The sequence below is a fragment of the Streptomyces sp. NPDC086554 genome, assembly GCF_040686095.1.
In the GTDB taxonomy this organism is placed as follows: domain Bacteria; phylum Actinomycetota; class Actinomycetes; order Streptomycetales; family Streptomycetaceae; genus Streptomyces.
On sequence record NZ_JBFBJK010000006.1, the window covers coordinates 222,247 to 240,251 of the forward strand.

19 protein-coding genes are annotated in these 18,005 nt (G+C 69.4%); 8 read left to right on the top strand and 11 right to left on the bottom strand.

Annotated features, from left to right (window positions below; genetic code table 11):
* Window positions 1–17: 17 nt before the first annotated feature.
* From AB0O76_RS12465 to AB0O76_RS12500, 8 genes are all read right to left on the bottom strand, one after another.
* A complete protein-coding gene (locus AB0O76_RS12465) occupies window positions 18–596 on the bottom strand; it encodes a TetR/AcrR family transcriptional regulator (protein WP_365488600.1) in 579 nt (192 codons plus the stop codon).
* Between the two features lie 42 nt (window positions 597–638).
* Window positions 639–1,043 (bottom strand): RidA family protein, encoded by a 405-nt coding sequence (locus AB0O76_RS12470; RefSeq protein ID WP_365488603.1) that lies wholly within the window; start codon window positions 1,041–1,043, stop codon window positions 639–641.
* Between the two features lie 26 nt (window positions 1,044–1,069).
* Window positions 1,070–2,257 (bottom strand): Cmx/CmrA family chloramphenicol efflux MFS transporter, encoded by a 1,188-nt coding sequence (locus AB0O76_RS12475; protein ID WP_365488606.1) that lies wholly within the window; start codon window positions 2,255–2,257, stop codon window positions 1,070–1,072.
* A 154-nt stretch (window positions 2,258–2,411) separates the two neighbouring features.
* Complete coding sequence (locus AB0O76_RS12480; RefSeq protein WP_365488609.1) at window positions 2,412–3,956, bottom strand: ATP-binding cassette domain-containing protein; 1,545 nt, start codon at window positions 3,954–3,956, stop codon at window positions 2,412–2,414.
* The gene (locus AB0O76_RS12485) at window positions 3,953–4,801 is read right to left on the bottom strand and encodes an ABC transporter permease subunit (RefSeq protein WP_365488612.1); all 849 of its coding nucleotides are present in this window, start codon (window positions 4,799–4,801) and stop codon (window positions 3,953–3,955) included. The genes AB0O76_RS12480 and AB0O76_RS12485 overlap by 4 nt, the downstream gene beginning before the upstream one ends.
* A complete protein-coding gene (locus AB0O76_RS12490) occupies window positions 4,798–4,920 on the bottom strand; it encodes a hypothetical protein (protein ID WP_365488615.1) in 123 nt (40 codons plus the stop codon). The genes AB0O76_RS12485 and AB0O76_RS12490 overlap by 4 nt, the downstream gene beginning before the upstream one ends.
* Window positions 4,917–5,855, bottom strand: coding sequence for an ABC transporter permease (locus AB0O76_RS12495; RefSeq protein WP_365488955.1), 939 nt, complete (start codon window positions 5,853–5,855; stop codon window positions 4,917–4,919). Before AB0O76_RS12495 ends, AB0O76_RS12490 begins: the two co-directional genes overlap by 4 nt.
* A gap of 119 nt (window positions 5,856–5,974) precedes the next feature.
* On the bottom strand, window positions 5,975–7,525 hold the full coding sequence (locus tag AB0O76_RS12500; protein WP_365488618.1) for an ABC transporter substrate-binding protein: 1,551 nt from the start codon (window positions 7,523–7,525) through the stop codon (window positions 5,975–5,977).
* A 269-nt stretch (window positions 7,526–7,794) separates the two neighbouring features.
* Between AB0O76_RS12500 and AB0O76_RS12505 the strand changes: the two genes are divergently transcribed.
* The 6 genes from AB0O76_RS12505 (at window position 7,795) to AB0O76_RS12530 (ending at window position 14,432) form a co-directional block, all read left to right on the top strand.
* The gene (locus tag AB0O76_RS12505; protein ID WP_365488621.1) at window positions 7,795–8,790 is read left to right on the top strand and encodes a TauD/TfdA family dioxygenase; all 996 of its coding nucleotides are present in this window, start codon (window positions 7,795–7,797) and stop codon (window positions 8,788–8,790) included.
* A 74-nt stretch (window positions 8,791–8,864) separates the two neighbouring features.
* Window positions 8,865–9,911 (top strand): ornithine cyclodeaminase family protein, encoded by a 1,047-nt coding sequence (locus AB0O76_RS12510; RefSeq protein ID WP_365488624.1) that lies wholly within the window; start codon window positions 8,865–8,867, stop codon window positions 9,909–9,911.
* The gene (locus tag AB0O76_RS12515) at window positions 9,902–11,350 is read left to right on the top strand and encodes a Y4yA family PLP-dependent enzyme (protein ID WP_365488627.1); all 1,449 of its coding nucleotides are present in this window, start codon (window positions 9,902–9,904) and stop codon (window positions 11,348–11,350) included. Before AB0O76_RS12510 ends, AB0O76_RS12515 begins: the two co-directional genes overlap by 10 nt.
* Before the next feature lie 38 nt (window positions 11,351–11,388).
* Window positions 11,389–12,417, top strand: a complete 1,029-nt coding sequence (locus AB0O76_RS12520) for a cysteine synthase family protein (protein ID WP_365488630.1) — start codon at window positions 11,389–11,391, stop codon at window positions 12,415–12,417.
* A gap of 5 nt (window positions 12,418–12,422) precedes the next feature.
* Entirely contained in the window at window positions 12,423–13,862 is a 1,440-nt protein-coding gene (locus tag AB0O76_RS12525) for an MATE family efflux transporter (RefSeq protein ID WP_365488633.1), read from the top strand.
* 354 nt (window positions 13,863–14,216) lie between these two features.
* Complete coding sequence (locus AB0O76_RS12530; protein ID WP_365488636.1) at window positions 14,217–14,432, top strand: HNH endonuclease signature motif containing protein; 216 nt, start codon at window positions 14,217–14,219, stop codon at window positions 14,430–14,432.
* 17 nt (window positions 14,433–14,449) lie between these two features.
* Here AB0O76_RS12530 and AB0O76_RS12535 read toward each other — a convergent pair whose 3' ends face one another.
* The 3 genes from AB0O76_RS12535 to AB0O76_RS12545 form a co-directional block, all read right to left on the bottom strand.
* On the bottom strand, window positions 14,450–15,223 hold the full coding sequence (locus AB0O76_RS12535) for a hypothetical protein (RefSeq protein ID WP_365488639.1): 774 nt from the start codon (window positions 15,221–15,223) through the stop codon (window positions 14,450–14,452).
* Between the two features lie 636 nt (window positions 15,224–15,859).
* The gene (locus tag AB0O76_RS12540) at window positions 15,860–16,330 is read right to left on the bottom strand and encodes an NUDIX domain-containing protein (protein WP_365488642.1); all 471 of its coding nucleotides are present in this window, start codon (window positions 16,328–16,330) and stop codon (window positions 15,860–15,862) included.
* Between the two features lie 3 nt (window positions 16,331–16,333).
* Window positions 16,334–17,077 carry a helix-turn-helix transcriptional regulator gene (locus AB0O76_RS12545; protein WP_365488645.1) on the bottom strand — a complete coding sequence of 248 codons (744 nt, stop codon included), beginning with the start codon at window positions 17,075–17,077 and terminating at the stop codon, window positions 16,334–16,336.
* Between the two features lie 346 nt (window positions 17,078–17,423).
* Between AB0O76_RS12545 and AB0O76_RS12550 the strand changes: the two genes are divergently transcribed.
* Together AB0O76_RS12550 and AB0O76_RS12555 are read left to right on the top strand one after the other, a co-directional pair.
* Window positions 17,424–17,678 (top strand): hypothetical protein, encoded by a 255-nt coding sequence (locus tag AB0O76_RS12550; protein WP_365488647.1) that lies wholly within the window; start codon window positions 17,424–17,426, stop codon window positions 17,676–17,678.
* 153 nt (window positions 17,679–17,831) lie between these two features.
* Complete coding sequence (locus AB0O76_RS12555; protein ID WP_365488650.1) at window positions 17,832–17,975, top strand: hypothetical protein; 144 nt, start codon at window positions 17,832–17,834, stop codon at window positions 17,973–17,975.
* Window positions 17,976–18,005: the final 30 nt, after the last annotated feature.

Consider the following 18,005-nt stretch of genomic DNA (forward strand, 5'->3'; position numbering starts at 1 on the left):
ACGGCGTTGCGGGCCGCTCAGAGTTCGGCGAGCGCGCTCTCCACCGTGTCGAGCAGCGCCTGCCGGTCGTCCTGGACGCGGGCGAGGACGCGCAGCCCGTAGTACGTGCTCTGCACCCGACGGGCGACGGTCAGCGCGTCACCGGTGGACCGGAGCTCGCCGCTGCGCCGCCCCGTCTCCACGACCGTACGCAGCTCCTCCTCCACGCGGTCGAAGGAGCGCCGCACCGCGTCCTTGACCTCCGGGTCGAGCCCGCCGATCTCGACGGCCGCGTTGATCGCGAAGCACCCGCGCCCGTCCGCCTCGTCGAGATCGGCGTCGACGGCGTGGATCATCATGTCCCGCAGCCGCTCCTTGGCAGGACCAGCACCCCGCAGGATCTCGATCTGCTCGGCGGTGCTCGTCTCGTAGTAGCACCGGAGCGCGCGCAGATAGAGCTGCCGCTTGCCGCCGAAGGTGTTGTAGAGGCTGGAAGGGCCGAGGCCCGTGCTGTCGCACAGCGCGCGCGTCGATGTGCCCTCGTAACCGTGGCGCCAGAACGTCTCCATGGCGGCGGTGACGACGCGGTCCTCGTCGAACTCTCGTGGCCTGGCCATGCCTCCACACTACGGGTTTTGGAACATGCGTACAGAACAGGGCTACCCGACCGCGCCCACCGCCTCGATCTCGATCAGCCATGCGGGGTCGGCGAGCGCGGCGACCTGGACGAACGACTCCGCGGGGAACGGCGGTACGTAGAACCGCGCCCGGAGAGCGGCGAAGACGTCCTGGTGGGCGATGTCGGTGACGAAGACCGTGAGCTTCACCGCCTTGTCCAGGCCGGACCCGGCGTTGGTGAGGACGGTCGCCACATTGGCGAGCGCCTGCCGTGCCTGGGCCTCGAAGTCCCCGGCACCGACCGTCGCCCCGTCCGCGTCGACCGGCGCCTGTCCCGAGGTGAAGACGAGGTCTCCGACGCGGATGCCGAGCGAGATTCCGGCGGACTCATACCAGTCGCGGTCGGCGGTGATGCGGGTGCGGGTCGTGGAGGTGTCGTGCTGCATGTCGCTTCTCTCTTCTCTCGTGTCTCTCATACGGCTGCTTCGCTGGTCCGTCTCACCGGGGTCTCGCATACGCCCCGCTGAAGCCGCGCCGCCCACAGCACCGCCCCGGCCCCCGCGGCGGCGAGCGCGGCGCCGACCCAGGCCACGGATGCGTAGCCGAGCCCGGCGTCGATGGTCAGGCCGCCGAGGAGCGGGGCCAGGGTGTTGCCGACGTTGAACGCGGCCGTGTTGGTGGCGCCGACCAGCGTCGGGGCGGCGGGCGCGAGGGTGAACACCCGGGACTGCAGGGCGGGATTGGTCACGTATCCGGCCACGCCGAGCAGAAACACCAGGGCGATGACCACGACGGCGGACCCGGCCGTCAGCGCGAGCAGCGCGGAGAACAGCGCGAGCGCGCCGAGACCCAGGCCGAGGGTGGCGAGCGGGCGGGCTTCGGCGGTTCGGCCGCCGATGAAGAGGCCCGCCATGCCGCCGACGCCGAACAGCGCGAGGACCGCGGGCACCCAGCCTTCGGGTACCCCGCTCACCTCGGTCAGCAGGGACGCCAGATAGCTGAAGGTGACGATGACCGCGCCGAAGGCGAAGGCCGTGATGGCGTACGAGAGCCAGAGCTGGGGACGTGCCATGCCCCGCAGCTCGGCCTTCACCGACGTACGCGGCTGCTCGCCCCGCCCGCCGGGTACGACGAGCAGCGTGCACACCAGGCTCACCAGCGTGGCCGCGGCCACCGCCCAGAACGCGGCGCGCCAGCTGGAGTGCTGGCTCAGCAGGGTGCCTGCGGGTACGCCGACGACCGTGGCCAGGGTAAGACCGCCCGCCACGACGGCGACCGCACGCCCCTTGGCCGCCGCCGGGACGAGCGCCACCGCGGTGGCCACGGCCACACCCCAATACCCGGCGTACGCAAGGGCGCTGACCACCCGCGTGACGAACAGAACCCCGTAGCCGGGCGCGAGCGCGCCGATCACATGGGCCACGACGAAGGCCACCTGCAGCGACACGAGCGCCGTCCGTCGAGGCCAGCTCAGGGTGGCCACCGCGAGCAGCGGAGCGCCGACGACCATGCCGATCGCGAAGGCGGAGATCAGCAGTCCGGCCTCGGGGATCGACACCCCCAGGTCGGCGGCCATGCCCGGAAGCAGCCCGGACAGCATGAACTCCGAGGTCCCCTGGGTGAAGATCCCCAGAGCGACTATGTACACCGCAGGCGGCATCGCGGCCCCATCCTTCTCGCGCACGACTTCTGGAGCACTCGCTCCATAACTGGCGATCGAGACGCTAGCACATTCTGAAACGCTCGCTTCAGAATGGACCTGGGAGTGGGTGAAGGCGGACGTCAGAACAGGTTGGGACGGATCAGAGGACGGATCAGACGGGCAGCTCCGGACCCGCCACGGCCCCCGCCGCCGCCACCAGCGAGGCGGTGACCGGGTGGGACGGGGAGGCGAAGAGATCGCGGGTCGTGCCCGATTCGACCGCATCGCCCTCTGAGAGGACCAGGAGGGAGTCGGTGCGGCTCGCGATGAGGCGGAGGTCGTGGCTGATGAGGACCAGGGCGAGCCCCCGGCCGTCCCGCAGCTCCTCGAGGAGGTCCATGATCGCGGCGGCGGTCCCGTCGTCCAGGGCGGAGGTCACCTCGTCGCAGACGAGTACGTCCGGGTCGGCCGCCAACGCCCTTGCGATGGAGGCGCGTTGGCGCTGCCCGCCGGAGAGTTCATGTGGGTACCGATCCGCGAAGTTCGCGGGGAGCCCGACCTGTTCGAGGAGTTCGAGGACACGGGACGGGGCATCGGCGCGTCCCGCCCGCCGGTGCAGGCGCAGTGGGCGACCCAGCGTCTGACCCACCGTACGGCTCGGGTTGAGGGTGCCCAGGGGGTCCTGCGGGACCAGTTGGAGGCGGCGGCGCTGTTCGCGGGTGCGGCGCTGGGCTGCGGGGGCCAGGCGTACGCCGTCGAGGGTGACCGTGCCGTCGGTGGGCCGGTGCAGGCCGACGACCGCGCGGACCAGGGTCGTCTTACCGGAGCCCGACGCCCCGACGATGCCCGTGCTCGATCCGGGGGCAACGACGAGGTCGACGCCGTGCAGGACGGGGACGCGGCGGCCACGGCACGCGAAGGCCGCGTGCAGGCCGGAGACGGAGAGGGTCGGGGGGCCGTCGGGCAGCGCACGCCGCGTCGCGCGCGGTGCGGGCAGAGCCGCTGCCCTGCCCCGGGAGAGGTCCACGACATCGTCGGCGAGCCGGGCGACCAGGTCCGTGTCATGGCAGGACAGCGCGACGGCGAGCTGGTGGTGGCCCGCCAGGTGCCGCAGGAGTTCGGCGATCTCGTCGCGCAGGGCGGGGTCGAGCCCCGCGGTCGGCTCGTCGAGGAGCAGCACGGCGGGGCGGCGGGCGAGGGCCCTGGCCAAAGCCACGCGGCGCTGCTGACCGCCGGAGAGTTCGCCGGAGCGACGGCCCAATATCCCCTGATCCGTGGGGAGTTGGACCTCGGAGAGCAGGGCGGAGAGGGCCGCGGGGCTCCGGTCGACCGCCACTTCGGCGAGCAGGCCGCGCACCTTCATCCGGGGGTTGAGGCCGGTGCCGGGGTCCTGGCCGAGGTAGGCGAGCCGGCGCCTGCGCAGGGAGCGCAGCTCGGCGGCGCCCAGCGTCAGAACATCCTGGCCGAGCACCTCGACTTGACCTTCCGTACGCCAAGACCCCGGCGGCAGAGCTCCGGCAACGGCCCGCAGGAGGGTGGTCTTGCCACAGCCGGAGGGGCCGACGAGCGCGGTGACGCGGCCGGGGCGCACCTCCAGGCTGCCGCCGTCGAGCAGAAGACGACCGTCGGCGGCGGCGACGGTCAGACCCGTGACGCTCACCGCCACGTCGGAGGCGGGAACTTGACCCTCCGAATACCAGTCGGGCAAATGATTCACAGGGCGGTCCCTACCTTCCGGCCCGTCTGCGGGACGAGCGCCGACGCGGCCAGGTTGACGCTCATGGCGAGCAGGCCGATGGCGATGCTGGGGGCCAGGACCGCCCAGGGGTTGAGGACGATGCCGCCCGAGTTCTCCCGGATCATCAACGCCCAGTCGGCGGCGGGCGGTTGGGGCCCGACCTGGAGGAACCCCGCGGTGGCGACGATGTAGACGGCGGCGACGAAGCGCAGCCCGAAGAGAGCGAGCAGCGTGGCGCGCAGATTGGGCAGGACCTCGCGTACGACGAGATGCCACAGCCGTTCCCCGCCAACGGCCGCCGCCTCGATGTACCCGGCGGCCGCGACCGGCGCCGCGGCGCCCGCGACAAGACGTACGGCATAGGGAACCCCCATCACGACCGCGGCCGCGATCACGGCGAAACGGCCGCCACCCGGCCAGGACAGCGCGATGAGCAGGATGCCGAGCACGGCGGGCAGCAGCATCAGCACGTCGGCGGCGCGCTCAACGACGCGGCCGACGGTCGGCCGCAGGGCGCCGAGCACACCGAGCAGCGCGGCCGTCACGGTGACCAGGGCGGCCACGAGGAGCGATGTGGCGATGAGTTCGCGCCCTCCGGCGAGCAGCCGACTGAGCACGTCGCGGCCCAGCTGGTCGCCGCCGAGCACGGCCTTGCCGCCCGGTTCGGCGTAGGGCGCGGTGACCGGGGTGTCGATGGCGTGCGGGGCGAGCCAGGGCCCCGCGACGGCGACCGCGATGAGCACGAGCGCGGGCAGGACCCGCAGCACGAGGCCCCGCCGGGGTCGGCGCCGCAGGGCCTGCGGCGCGGCTTGCAGGGCGGTCATACGCGGCCTCCAAAGACCCAGGCACGAACCCCGCCCGGCTCGGCGCCGCGCGCGGCAACCGGAGTGTCCATGGCGTGGCGGCGCCGCACGGTCTGCGGCAGGACTGACGGGGCGGTCATACGCGGCCTCCCGAGGCCCGGGCGCGTACCAGGTCGGCGAGCAGGAGCACTCCTGTGATGACGGCGCCGGTGACGGCGACCACCCCTGCGACGACCGGGCTGTCCCGGTCGGCGACGGCGCCGGCCAGCACCGAGCCGATGCCCGGGTAGTTGAAGATGGTCTCCACCACGACGGCGCCGCCGAGCAGCATGCCCGTCGAGGTGGCGATGCCCGCCGCGATGGTCGGCAGCGCGCCGGGCAGCAGATGGTGGGTGAGGATCCGATGGCGCGGAAGGCCGTCGATCACGGCGCTCTCCACGTGCGGGGCCTTCGCCTCGTCGGCGAGGGCGGCGCGCACGATGCGGGTGTTCCAGCCGATCTGCGGGATGGCCAGGGCCAGTACGGGCAGGATCAGCATCTTCCAGGAGGCCGGCGAGCCGTCGGCATCGGTCAGCGTGACGGCGGGCAGCCAGTCGGTCCACAGCGCGAAGACGAGCACGAGGGCCACCGCGACGACGAACTCGGGCAGCGCGAGGATCCCGGTGGCCGTGGCGGAGACGGCCCGGTCGGCGGTGCCGCCGGGCTTGAGCGCCGCCCAGCAGCCGAGGCCGACGGAGACGGCGAGCGTCACGAGCAGCGCGAGACCGCCCAGGAGCAGGGTGTTGGGGAAGGGCCGGGACAGCAACTCCGCGATGGACTCGCCGCGGGCGGACGTGCCGAGGTCACCGGACGGCAGGCCGGTCATCCAGTCCGTGAAGCGCGTGAGGACCGGCTGGTCGAGGCCGAGCAGGTGGCGCCGCCGCTCCAGGTCGGCGGCGGTCTCGCCGCGCTCCGACGTCGCGTTGGCGGCGTCGCCCGGCAGCAGTTCGATGGCGGCGAAGACGACGGCGAGCAGTACGGCGAGCAGCAGCGCGCGGCGGGCGAACAGCACGCCGAGCCGGAGGGCGCCGGACAGCGCCGCCCGGCCGGCCCGGCGCGCCTTCGCGGCGCCGGAGCCGAAGCCGAAGCCGAAGCCGGGGCCCGGTCCGGGGCCCTTGCCGCCTTGACCGGCCCCGGACGCCGTCGCCGTACCGCTCAGCGGGCCAGCCACGCCGACTCGAGCTGCACGCGTCCGTAGCCGGGCAGTTCGGGCAGGCCGTGCACGGGCGCGGCGGCCAGGTCGATGCCTTCGGCGACGCCCCACAGGAGATAGCCGGACGCGTCGTGCTCGATCTTCTGGAGTTCGCCGAGCGCATCGGCGCGCGCCGCCGCGTCCTTGCCGCCGATGGCCTCGCGGTAGGCCGCGTCGAACTCCTTGCTCTTCCAACCCGCCTCGTTCTGGCCGGACTCGGAGACCATCGTCTTGCTCGCCAGGAAGATCACCGAGTCGTTGGTGCCCCAGTAGCTGGTGTAGAGGTCGCCCTTGAGCCAGGTCTTGTCCCAGAACGTCGCGGACTCCTGCTTGACCACCTCCACCTTCACCCCGGCCTCGCGGACCTGACTGGCGAAGAGCGTCGCGGACTCGGCGAGGCCCGGGATGTCCTCGGTGGTCAGCAGCCGGTACGTCTTGGAGGTGTCGAAGTCCGCTTCCTTCAGGAGTGACTTGGCCTTGGCGAGATCGCGGCCGCGCTGCGGGATCTTCTTGTCGTACGCGGGGTCGCCGGTGCCGAGAATGTCGTTGCCGACGCTCCCGTACCCGGAGAGGACCTGGTCGACCATGGCCTTGCGGTCCACGGCGAGGCGCAGCGCCTCACGCACCTTCGGGTCCGCGAACGGGCCGTCGGCGGTGCGCATGACGATGGGCATCGCCATGTCGTCGGGGCGGCGCACGATCTGGATGTCCTTGCGCTTCTTCGCCGTACGGGCGGCGACCGAGCCGACGTTGGAGGCGAGGTCGATCTGCCCGGCGATCAGGGCGTTGGACATCGCCTGCGGCGACTCGAAGATCTTGACCTCGATGGCGTCGAGGAACACCTCGCCGCCGTGCCAGTCCGCATTGCGTACGAGGCGGGCGTTGCCGGAGCGGAACCAGTCGAGCTTGAAAGGACCGGTGCCGGGCGCCTTCCCGAGCTCCTTCTCCTTGGTGCCCTTCTTGAGCACGAAGGTCGTCAGACGCGTGAGCAGGGGCAGTTCGGCGTTGGCGTAGTCGGAGACGAGGACGACGGTGTCGTCGCCCTCCGCCTTGATGTTCTCGGCCTTGATGCCGGGCAGCCGCGAAGCGCCGGACGGCGTGCCGCGCAGGCGGCGCAGCGACCAGACGACGTCGTCGGCGGTGACCGGTGTGCCGTCGTGGAACTTGGCGCCCTTGGCGAGGGTGAAGCGCCAGGTCTTCAGGTCCTCGGAGGACTTCCAACTGGCCGCCAGGCGCGGGGCGGTGTTCTCCTTGGCGCCGGGCGCGGTGAGCGTGTCGTACAGGAGGGCGATGATGAGGTAGTCGCTCTCGTTGGCCTGGGTGCCGTGCGGGTCCCGGGTGATGGCCGATGCCCGGCCCAGGGCGCCGACCCGGAGCGTGCCGCCCTTGCGGGGCTTGCCGCCACCGTTGGCCGCGTCGGACGAGGATTCACCGTCCCCCGAGCACCCGCTGAGCAGAGCCGCTGTACTCAATGCCCCGCCGGCCCACAGCACTTGGCGCCTGGAGATGTCCACGTACGTCCTCGTTCCAGTTCGGACCGGTTCACAGCCGGTTCGGGGTCAATCACGATGGCTTTAGGTTTGCCTACCCTAAGAACGACGGGCCCCGCAACCCGCACCCCCCGTGAAGTGCGCCCATGCGCCCCCTAGTTGCGAAATCCGCCCGATCCCCGGCATGATCCATCACTAAGGTTTGCCTTACCTTAGTTTACTGCTAGCGTTCAAAGCGTCACCGGTGACACGGACCGATTCCCCCCACCCAACGGAAACGGACTTACTTCGCCATGAGCCCGGCAGCCGCACCTGTCCGCACGCTCGACCCCCATTCCGCACACCAACTCCGCGAAACCGCCGAGAAGATACTCGCCGAATTCGGCACATCCGCCACGTCTCCCCGGCTTCTGAAGCGCATAGCGCAAGCCGCCACCGGTTTCGACTCCCGTCTGCTCCACCACTGCCGGCCCGTGGACACCGCAGACGGCCTCTTCGTCCTGCGCGGCCTCGACGTCGACGACCAAGCCGTCGGGCCGACACCCGCGAGCTGGGCCGACGCCGGAGACAGCGGGGCCGTGCACGACATCACCCTGCTGCTGCTCGCCTGCGTGATGGGCAACCCCCTTGCCTGGGAGGGCCAGCAGGAGGGCCGGTTCGTGCACAACATCGTCCCCTCGCCCGGCCACGAGGCCGAGCAGACCGGCGCGAGCAGCGCGGTGCTCCTCAGCCCCCACACCGAGGACGCCTTCCATCCCGGCCGTGCACATCTCCTGATGCTCGGCTGCGTACGCAACCACGACCGCGTCGCCACCACCGCGGCCAGCGTCCGCAAGGTCCAACTCTCCGACCAAGACCTTGAGTTGCTCGCCCGCCCCGTCCTGCCGATCCTCCCCGACGACGCGTACGCCACTGCCCAGGGTTACGCCGACCAGCCGCCGCCCGCTGTGCCCGCCCTGTTCGCGGCCGATGACGGCCTGACGCTGCGCTTCGACCCGGCGTACACCCCGGTCGAGCGTGCGGTGGCGCCCTACCGCGCCGCCTACCGGCGCCTGGAGGCCGAACTCGCCCGCGCCTCGGTCGCGGTGAGCCTCGAGCCCGGCGAGATCCTCGTCGTCGACAACGACCTCGTCGTGCACGGCCGGGTGCCGTTCCAGGCCCGCTACGACGGCACCGACCGCTGGCTCAAGCGCGCCTCCGTACGCGTCCCCGGGCGGCGCACACGGCCGCCCGCCGAAGCCGCCGAGCACGGCTACGGGCAGAGCGCGCTCGAAGCACACGTGCGCTGACCTGCCCGGCGCATGCGGGCCATGCCCGGCGCATGCGGCCCGAACTCCCGCCCACGGACCGGAGGTACACCCCCATGACCCGAATATCGACGAGCCCCGCGGACGAGACGAGCTCCTCGGACGACCGGACAGCCGGCGGCTCCGACAAACACCTGCGCGTCCTGTCCACCACGGACCTGGCCGGCATCGACATCTCCCTCGCCGACGTCATCGCCACCGTCGAGGACGCCTACCGCACCCTCCACGCGGGACGCTCCGACAACCCCCGCAAGCTGACCGTCAAACCACGGGACGAGCACTCGGTCGCCTACGCGATGCTCGGCCGTGACGGCTCCCGCGACGTCGTCGCGATCAAGACCTCGTACAAGCACGGCCTGGACAAGGGCCGCGAGGAGCAGCACTACTACACCTCGCTCACGCTGTACGACGATGTCACGGGTCTTCCGGTGGCGATGATGGACTGCTCCCGCATCGGCTCCCTGCGCACCCCGGCCGTCTCCGCGCTCCTGGCCCGCGAGTGCGCCGCACCGGGCGCCCGCAGCGCGCTGGTCATCGGCACCGGGACCCAGGGCAGGCTCGCCCTGCCGTTCCTGCTCACCGCGCTGCCCGACCTCGACCGCCTGATGCTGTCCGGCACCCACCCCGAAGGCATCGCGGCCGTCCGTGCCGAGCTCAACTCCCACTTCCCGGAGCGGGAGTTGGAGATCGTGACCGATCTGCGGGCCGCCGCCGCGGACGCGGACATCATCGTCGCCACGGCGGGCGGGCACACCTCCGCCGCGGTCGAGGCCGACTGGCTCAAGCGCGGCGCGCTCTGCGTCCTGGTCGGACACGGGCTCGCCCCCTCGACGCTCCACGAGGCCGACCGCCTCATCGCCACGAGTGAGGCGCAGATGAACGTCACCGGAACCGACATGGCCGACGCGAAAGGCGAACTCCCGCCGGTGGACACGGAGTTCCCGCCCGTGCTGGCCGGCGCCACCGTCGGGCGCCGGTCGGCCGATGAGCGGATCTTCGCGTACAACAGCGGCCTGGTCGTCACGGACATCGCACTCGGCCACCGTTTCGCCCAACTCGCCATCGCCCAGGGCCTGGGCACCGAGGTGGCCCTGTGGCAGTGAACCGATCCGCCGGGGGCGGGGCCACCTGGCCGAGCCTGCCCGCCCTGCCCGACCCCGCCACCGAGACGGTCCTGGCGAGCGGGCTGCTCGAAGAACTTTCGTACGCACTCGGCGGCCCGTTCCACTTCCTCCTGCCGGACGCCTTCGACGCCAACTTGCGGTCGATGCAGGCGACTTTGGAGGATGCCGGGGTGGACGGCTTCGTGTACTTCGCGAAGAAGTCCAACAAGGCCGCCGTGTGGGTCGAACGCTGCGCGGCGCACGGCGCGGGCGTCGACGTCGCATCGCTCGGTGAACTGCGCGAGGCCCTTGGCCACGGCGTACGCGGCGAGGACGTCGTCGTCACTGGTCCTGCCAAGGGGCCCGACCTGCTCGAACTCGCTGTGCGGCAGGGCGCGTTGATCGCCGTAGACGCACTCGACGAACTCGACGCACTGCTCGCGACGGCGACCGCACCCGCCGGGGCCCACCCGAGACGCCCGGCACGGCTGCTGCTGCGCTGTCTGCCGCCCACGCAGCCACACAGCCGCTTCGGCATGACCGACGCCGAGCTGACCGCCGCGCTCGACCGCTGCGTCGGGGCGGGCGACGCCGTACGGATGGAGGGGTTCAGCTTCCATCTCTCCGGATACGAGGTGGGGCCGCGCGCCGATCTGGCGGCTCGGCTCGTCGAGCGGTGCCTGAAGGCGCGCGCGCTCGGCCTTGAGGCGAGCCGGATCAGCGTCGGCGGCGGCCTGCCGGTCAGCTACACCGATGCCGAGAGGTGGCGCGCCTTCCTCGCCGAGCAGCACGGTGGGCACTATCACGCGGGGAAGTCGTTCGGCTCCGCGGACTTCTACCCGTACCACTCGCCGGTCGCCGGGGCCGGGGCGCTCGCGGCCCTCCTTTCGTCCCGGCCGCAAGGGGCCGGGCAGCCGCTCGCCGGTCTTTTGAAGGAGTGCGGCGTCGCACTCCTCGTCGAGCCGGGGCGTGCGCTTCTGGACCGGGCGGGCGGGAGCGTGTTCCGGGTCCAGGGGGTCAAGGAACGTGACGGCTATCGGATCCTGACCGTCGACGGGAGCAGCCTGAGCCTGTCGGAGCAGTGGTTCAACAGCGAGTATCTGCCGGAGCCTTGTCTGCTGCCCCGGTCCTCCGAAGAGTCCGACGACTCCGCAGAGCCCGGCGACTCCCCGGGGGTCTTCCCCGCGAGTGTCGGCGCGGCGACATGTCTGGAGTCGGACCTGCTCACCTGGCGGAAGGTCCCGTTCCGGCAGCGGCCTCGGGTGGGGGATCTGCTCGTGTATCCGAATACGGCCGGGTACCAGATGGACTCCAACGAGTCGCCGTTCCATGAATTGCCGCTGCCGCCGAAGGTGGTCATCGACCGCGTCGATCGTCCAGCGGAGGGCCAAGGCGGGCGTCCGCGCTGGCGGTTCGACCGTCACTTCCTCCGAGCCTGATCGTGACCGACCCGACCCGACTCACCCCTGGAGCTGTGATGCCCGGATCCTTTCAGCGCCCCGCCGTGGTCTCCCGCGTGTCCGACCTCATCGGCCACACCCCCCTCCTCGAACTCGCCGCCACCGAGACCGGCAGCCGCCTGCTGCTCAAACTGGAGATGTTCAACCCCACCGGCACCGCCAAGATCCGGATGGCCCGCCAGATGATCACCGACGCCGAGGCCCGCGGCGAACTGCGCCCCGGCGGCCGGATCATCGAGTCCACATCGGGCAACACCGGGCTCGGCCTCGCCGTCATCGCAGCCGAACGCGGCTACACCTTCACCGCCGTCGTCGACCACCACGCCTGCGCCGACAAACTGCGCGGGATGAAGGCGCTGGGCACCGAACTCGTCTACGTGGTCGACGATGGGACCGATGAACTCGCCACCGCCGCCCGCGAGGAGCTCGCCGAGGACATGGCGCGCGGCCAGGACAACACCATCTTCACCGAGCAGCACAACAACCCCAGCAACGGCGTCGGATACTTCCCCGTCGCCCATGAACTCCACGAGGCCCTCGACGGACGTATCGACGTGCTCGTCGGCGCGGTCGGCACGGGCGGCGCCCTCTGCGGCACGGCACGTGAACTGCGTACGCTCATGACCGACTTCACCACCGTCGGCGTGGAACCCAAGGGGTCCATCGCGTTCGGCGGCCCCGCCCACGACTACTACCAGTCGGGCACCGGCACACCCGAGGGCGCCGAGATAGGCGCCCTCGTCGACTTCGGCCTCATCGACGAGGGCGTGAAGGTCGGCGACATCGAGGCGTTCGCCACCTGCCGGGCCGTCGCCCGCACCGGACTGCTCATCGGCGGTTCCGCGGGCGGTGTCGTCCATGAGGCGCTGACCCGACTGCCCGCCCTGCCGCCCGGCACGACTATGGTCGCGCTCGTCAACGACGGCGGCGAGAAATACCTGGACACCGTCTTCAACGACACCTGGATGCAGGCCCGCGGCCTCCTCGATCCCGCAGCGGAGCGGGAGATCGAGGAGCTCCTCAGCAAACTCCGCAGGAACCGATGACACCGATGCCGACCACCCTCCTGCGCGACAGCCGCGCGCTCGCCACCCTGGCCGTCCCGCTCGTCCTCACCCAGCTCGCACAGGTCGCCCTGACCACCACCGACACGGTGATGATGGGCCTCCTCGGCACCCAGGAGCTGGCCGCGGGCGGCCTGGCGATCGTCATCTTCAACCAGCTGCGCACCATGGGTGTCGGCCTTGTCACCTCCGTCGGCAACCAGATCGCGGCCGCGGCGGCCCGGGCCGAACAGGCGGAATCCGTACGGAAATCGGGGCCGCAGAAGGCAAAGGGGACAAAGGAGGCAGCGGGCGGCGGGGATCACGAAGAGGTCCGCGGGATCGTCCGCGCCAGCCTCGCCGTGGCCACCCTCGCCGGCATCGCCGGGGCCGTCCTGATGATCCTCATCGGCCAGGCCCTGCCCCTGCTCGGCCAGGACGCGGACGTCGTCGACCGCGCCCAGAGCATGCTGTTCGCGCTGGCTCCCGGACTCCTTCCGTGCCTGTGGTTCCAGGCCATCCGCCAGTTCACCGTCGGCATGCGGCGACCGCAGGCCCTGCTCCAGATCACGGTCGCGTCCATCGCCGTCAACGCGGGCCTCAACTGGGTGCTCGTACACGGCACTTGGGGCCTGCCCCGGCTCGGCCTGACCGGCATCGGCATCGCCACATCCACCGTCTATCTGCTCTCCTTCCTCGCCTTGTACGTATCGGCCAAGCGGGACGGCGAACTGTCGCCGCTGCTCACGCTGAGCGTGATGAAGGCAGACCCGGCCACCGTCAGGCGCCTTGTCGGCCTCGGGGTGCCGATCGCGGCGACGTACGGCTCGGAAGCGGGATTCTTCTCCCTGACCGCACTGATGGCGGGATCCTTCGGGCCCGCCGCACTCGCCGCGCACACCGCCGTCAACCAGCTCGTCTACATCGTCTTCCAGGTCGCCGTCGGCCTCTCCCACGCCGCGTCGATCAACGTGAGCCGCGAACTGGCCCTCGGCCGCGTCGACGACGCGCGGCGCATCAAGAACACCGCGCTCGCGTGCGCGGCGGCCGTCATGACGGTCGTCGGCATCGCCTATCTCACCGTGCCCCGCCTGATCCTGGCCCCGTTCATGGACTCGGGGTCCGACCGCGCGCTGACGATCGCCACGCATCTGCTCGTCGTGACCGCGTTCCTGCAGTTCTTCGACTGCGCGCAGAACATCGGAGTGGGGCTGCTGCGCGGCCTCGACGACACCAAGAGCGGCTTCCGCATCACACTCATCGGCTACTGGGCGGTCGGACTCCCCGCCGCCTGGCTCCTGGCCTACCCGCTCGCCCTGGACACCATCGGCATCTGGCTCGGCCTCCTCACGGGCCTCGCGACTACGGCGATCCTGCTGCTGCGCAGGTACTCGGCGTCGCTGGCGAGGCGGGGGGATGCGGTGGCCGCGGAGGCGGTCAGCGGGTAGGCGTAGGCATCAACTGGCCTGCCCCGGCGGATAGTTGAAGCGGTCGGAGTCACCCTACAGCTCGGTTGTCGCAGGCGGCCGATTCGCCCGCCGCGCGTTCGGCGGCACTGCGCAGCACGCAGAATTCGTTGCCCTCCGGGTCTCCCAACACTCCGTTCTAGCGGTTCTGGGGTGTAGCCGTGATGGCATCGGTGCTGGTCAAAGGCGAGACGAGCGGGAACGGGCTGGTCCCTATAGCGGACATGGCGACTACCCGAAACCCCCTAGCCGGGTCGGGCCAGTGTCCGCACCCGACGAGCACGAAGCCGACGACGGGCCAACCGCCGTGACGCTGCGGCTCGGCTCCGCCGGCGAGTGCAGGAACGGGGCTCGGCCTGGTGTGACTGGTGTCTGGGTGACTTCCCCGCGGGCGGGGTGGACGTGGACCATGTGCGCCCGCTGTCCCTCGGAGGCGAGGACATAGACAGCAATGTGCAAGTGCTCTGTCACGGGTGCCACGGGCTCAGACCGGGACGGAGTTCGGGGCCAATCACACTTCTACGTGACGCCAGCATGAACGAGAAGATCTAATTCAAGCCCCTGCCCCGTCAGCACCCTCGATCGATTATTCCGAATACCCAGGGACTGATGAGGGCGATCGCCGGCCAAACCCAAACGCAAGCACTCCACCAGAAGCAGGCAACAATGCCGAAGATTCCAACTCCGATGATACTAGCGATCAGTACGTACTTCCACCAAGGCAGCGGTGAGTGTTCCCGGGTTCCCCGGTCTGGGTCCCCCCGTAGCTCGATGAACCTGTCGACATGCCCCGCCATTTCGCGGAAACCCTGCCCAATCCCCCCCTCGGAAACGACCTGCGTCGTCTCGCTCCAAACGCCGAGCACTTCCTCAAGGGCGGGAGTGGACATATTGTATTTGACGAGGTGATCAATCAGCCCCTCCCTCCCTTCTTCAAGCGCCTGCCGGAATCCATCTTCACGGTGCACTCCCTGCAGTTCCCTCAGTGGCGTTTGCTCCAACGCATTCAGGACACTGGAAGTATGCAAGCGAGCCTTTCGAGCCGAGCTAATCGCTTGCGCGTTGTAAGGGACGCTCGGGCCCTTAAGTAACTGCTCTTCAGGGAAGCGCCCCACAGTAACTAGACGATGGGATTCTCGCACCTTCAGTTCAGCAGCCACGGCAAACTTTCCGGCGTCAAGAAGGCCGGCGAACAGCGGGTCGAGCAGAGGGGAGGCAGGCCGCCACGCCTGAGCTAACGACTCCCGCAGTTTCGCATTTAAGCCGTCTTGATACTCGAAGTACCCTCGAACTCCGGTTTCCGAACGAATGATGACGTCGGTCTCACGCGTATCGATGGCCATGACCCCTCCTACGGCTGGTTGATCTCGAAGTCGAATCGAATACCCGAGCGAATCCAATAAATGGGATTCACGGGCTAGGCGTCGAACATGCTCCGCCGATGACTAGGTGTCAACGCTCGACATGTGACTGGCGGAAACTGGACCGCGGGGCGGTCTACTGAGCGAGATCCTGTACCCCTTCGTGCTTCAGAAACCCCATCACCACTCATCCTTCACCTCTGAGGCCCAAGCCCCACCACGAAATGATGGATCACTAACATCGGAGTTTCCCAGTACCTCGCAAGCCCCGTACCCCCTGCACTATCCCCGGATGCCCCGAGCTGACGCACGGCGGACGCTGCGAGAGGCACGAGCGCGAGGCAGAACAGCAGCGAGGCACCAGCGCATCAGGCGCCGCTACCGGTACGCCCCATCCCTGGTGCGTGTTGTGCAGCCGTACGGCGGCGGTGGCCGACCACCGACCTGGGCGAGTCCCATGAAAAGCCCGTTTACCGCACGCGCATCGACTTCTACTGCGGTCTCGCTCTGTTCGGCGGAAAGGCCGCCGCACGGCTGTCCAACGTCCTTGCCGGCTGACCTACACCACATTGTCCCCGTGCTCTTTGCCTACCAGGCATCGAGTGCGGGGGCTTCGCGCTACCCGAGGTACGGCGTCGAACGATCTTCTAGGTAATGCTGTAGCCGCAATTGTTGGGTGTGGTGCATGGGCAGCGAGTTCAGCTCGTCTGGGTCTACAAAACGCACTTCCGTGCTCTCTTTGGAAATCGCCAGAGTGCCACCGACGATGCGCGCCCGAAAGCACACGTTGAACTGTCGGCGTACCTCCCCATCGCTGTACGCGATGATGTGAAGCGGGTCGGTGTACGTGCCGACAAGTCCCGTGATTTCTACGTCGTACCCGGTCTCTTCCTTGACCTCGCGTACGGCTGCTCCTGGTAGGGAGTCAGTCATTTCCATTCCGCCGCCCGGCAGCGCCCATAGGTCGTTGTCCCGGCGTCGCTGTAGCAGAATGCGCCCACCGCCGTCTGTCACGACCGCTGACGCTGCTACAACCATGCTGTTGGGTTTCGGTGCTTTTGGGTCGTCATAATACTCGGTGCGTGTCAATTGCTAACCTTCCGCGACTGGGGTTGCCGTATCCCACACGGCATTGAAACTCTCCGCGTAGCTGTCGAACATTCTGCCCGCACTGTGTTGCCGCAGGTGCCACACAGGGGCTCCGTAGGCGTTCAGGCCCCATACGTGCGCGTTGACCAACATTTGATCATCGGCCCGGTACAGGCTGTTATAGAGAGTTGTTCCGTGCGTTCGCAGCTCGATCCCGGGCGCTCCGAGCAGAGGTCGGTAATGCATGAGTGCGATCCGGCAGCGCGATTCGATGCCGTCCCCGAAGCGCTCTTCGACCCCTCGCTGTCTAGCGTTCTCACTTTCGGCATCTCCAATGGCGATCCGCACCGTACATCCCTCCGCGACTCGCTCCTGCAAGAGATCATTCAGGCGAGGGTATGCCTCATGCAGAAACACCGCCGCATAGACCAGAACGTCGATGTGCTCCCGCGCCTGGGAGAACAAGTCCACGTATACGGAAACGGGCACGTCCGCCCTCTGGTCGTACAGCGCAACGAGTTCCAGGCTGACGGCCCGTGCGGCACGCGCTTGCCTCAGTGACGGCCAGAGAGCGTGCACGTCTTCCCCTAGAGTCTCGGCAGCTTTGAGCGCTGTTGCCCGCCGGGGTGTCCGGCCGAGATTGACCCACCGTTCCACGGACTTGGGATCGACTCCCGCTGCTTCGGCCAAGCTCCCGTGTGTCCATCCGCCGGACGCCATAACAGCCCGCAGGCGCTCATTCGACATCGCCAGTCTCTCCCCCAACTCGCGGACGTTGCTAGGGACGTTCCACCCGGCATGGGACGTCCCAAAGTGGGAAACGTGCGAGGTTCCGTCGTCCTGGCGACCAACGCGAGGATCACCGAACCAAGACGCGAGGGGACGGCAACGATGACGACTGCGACTGACACGGACGCGACCAGAGACGAGTACGGGACCTTTGCCCCGGCAGGTGAGACGTGCCCCGCATGCATGAAGCAGATCAAGCTCTTGGATCCGGTGCGGCGGGGCTCGCTGGACAGGAAGTCGGGGCCGCCCGTGGTCGTCTATCGGCATATGGCCTGCGTTCGCAAGGTGGAGCGGTGAGGGCGGCATGATCCCCATGGACCAATACAAGAGCGCGCGTGCGGAAGCCGACCACGTGGCCGGACTGTTGCGGACAGCCCTTATGCGCGCAGGCGTTCCCGAACTGGAAGCCTCGCGGGTTCGTGGCCTGGTGACGGGATCGGGGCGCGCGTACATCGAGCTTGGCGCGCTGCGCCTTGGGTCCGCAGTGAAGTTGTGCGAAGCACTCCCGCTCGCACGGATCAGCGCGACCCCCGCACTGCCCGCCGACTCATTTGGCTGACCAAGACGCCCGTACTCCCGTGATCGCGGCGGCGCGACACGGCAAGCATCGGGTGCTCGCCGGCTCACCATCGGCGGGCTGTGGCCCCGTCCGTGCGCTGCCCCCGTGGCGTGCGGACGGGTTCTGCTGGAGATGTTGACGTGCGCGGAACGTGTGCTCGGACATCAAGGCCAGAAGGATGACGCCACGGTCCAGAAGAACGCCAAGCTCCGTTACGAGGGGGGCACCGTGCCGAGCCTCACGGACGACCAGGCCGCAGACATTGTGACCGCCGTGAAGTCGGCGTTCTGCTCGTAACCCGCCCACAGGCAAGCCCCGTTCGGACCA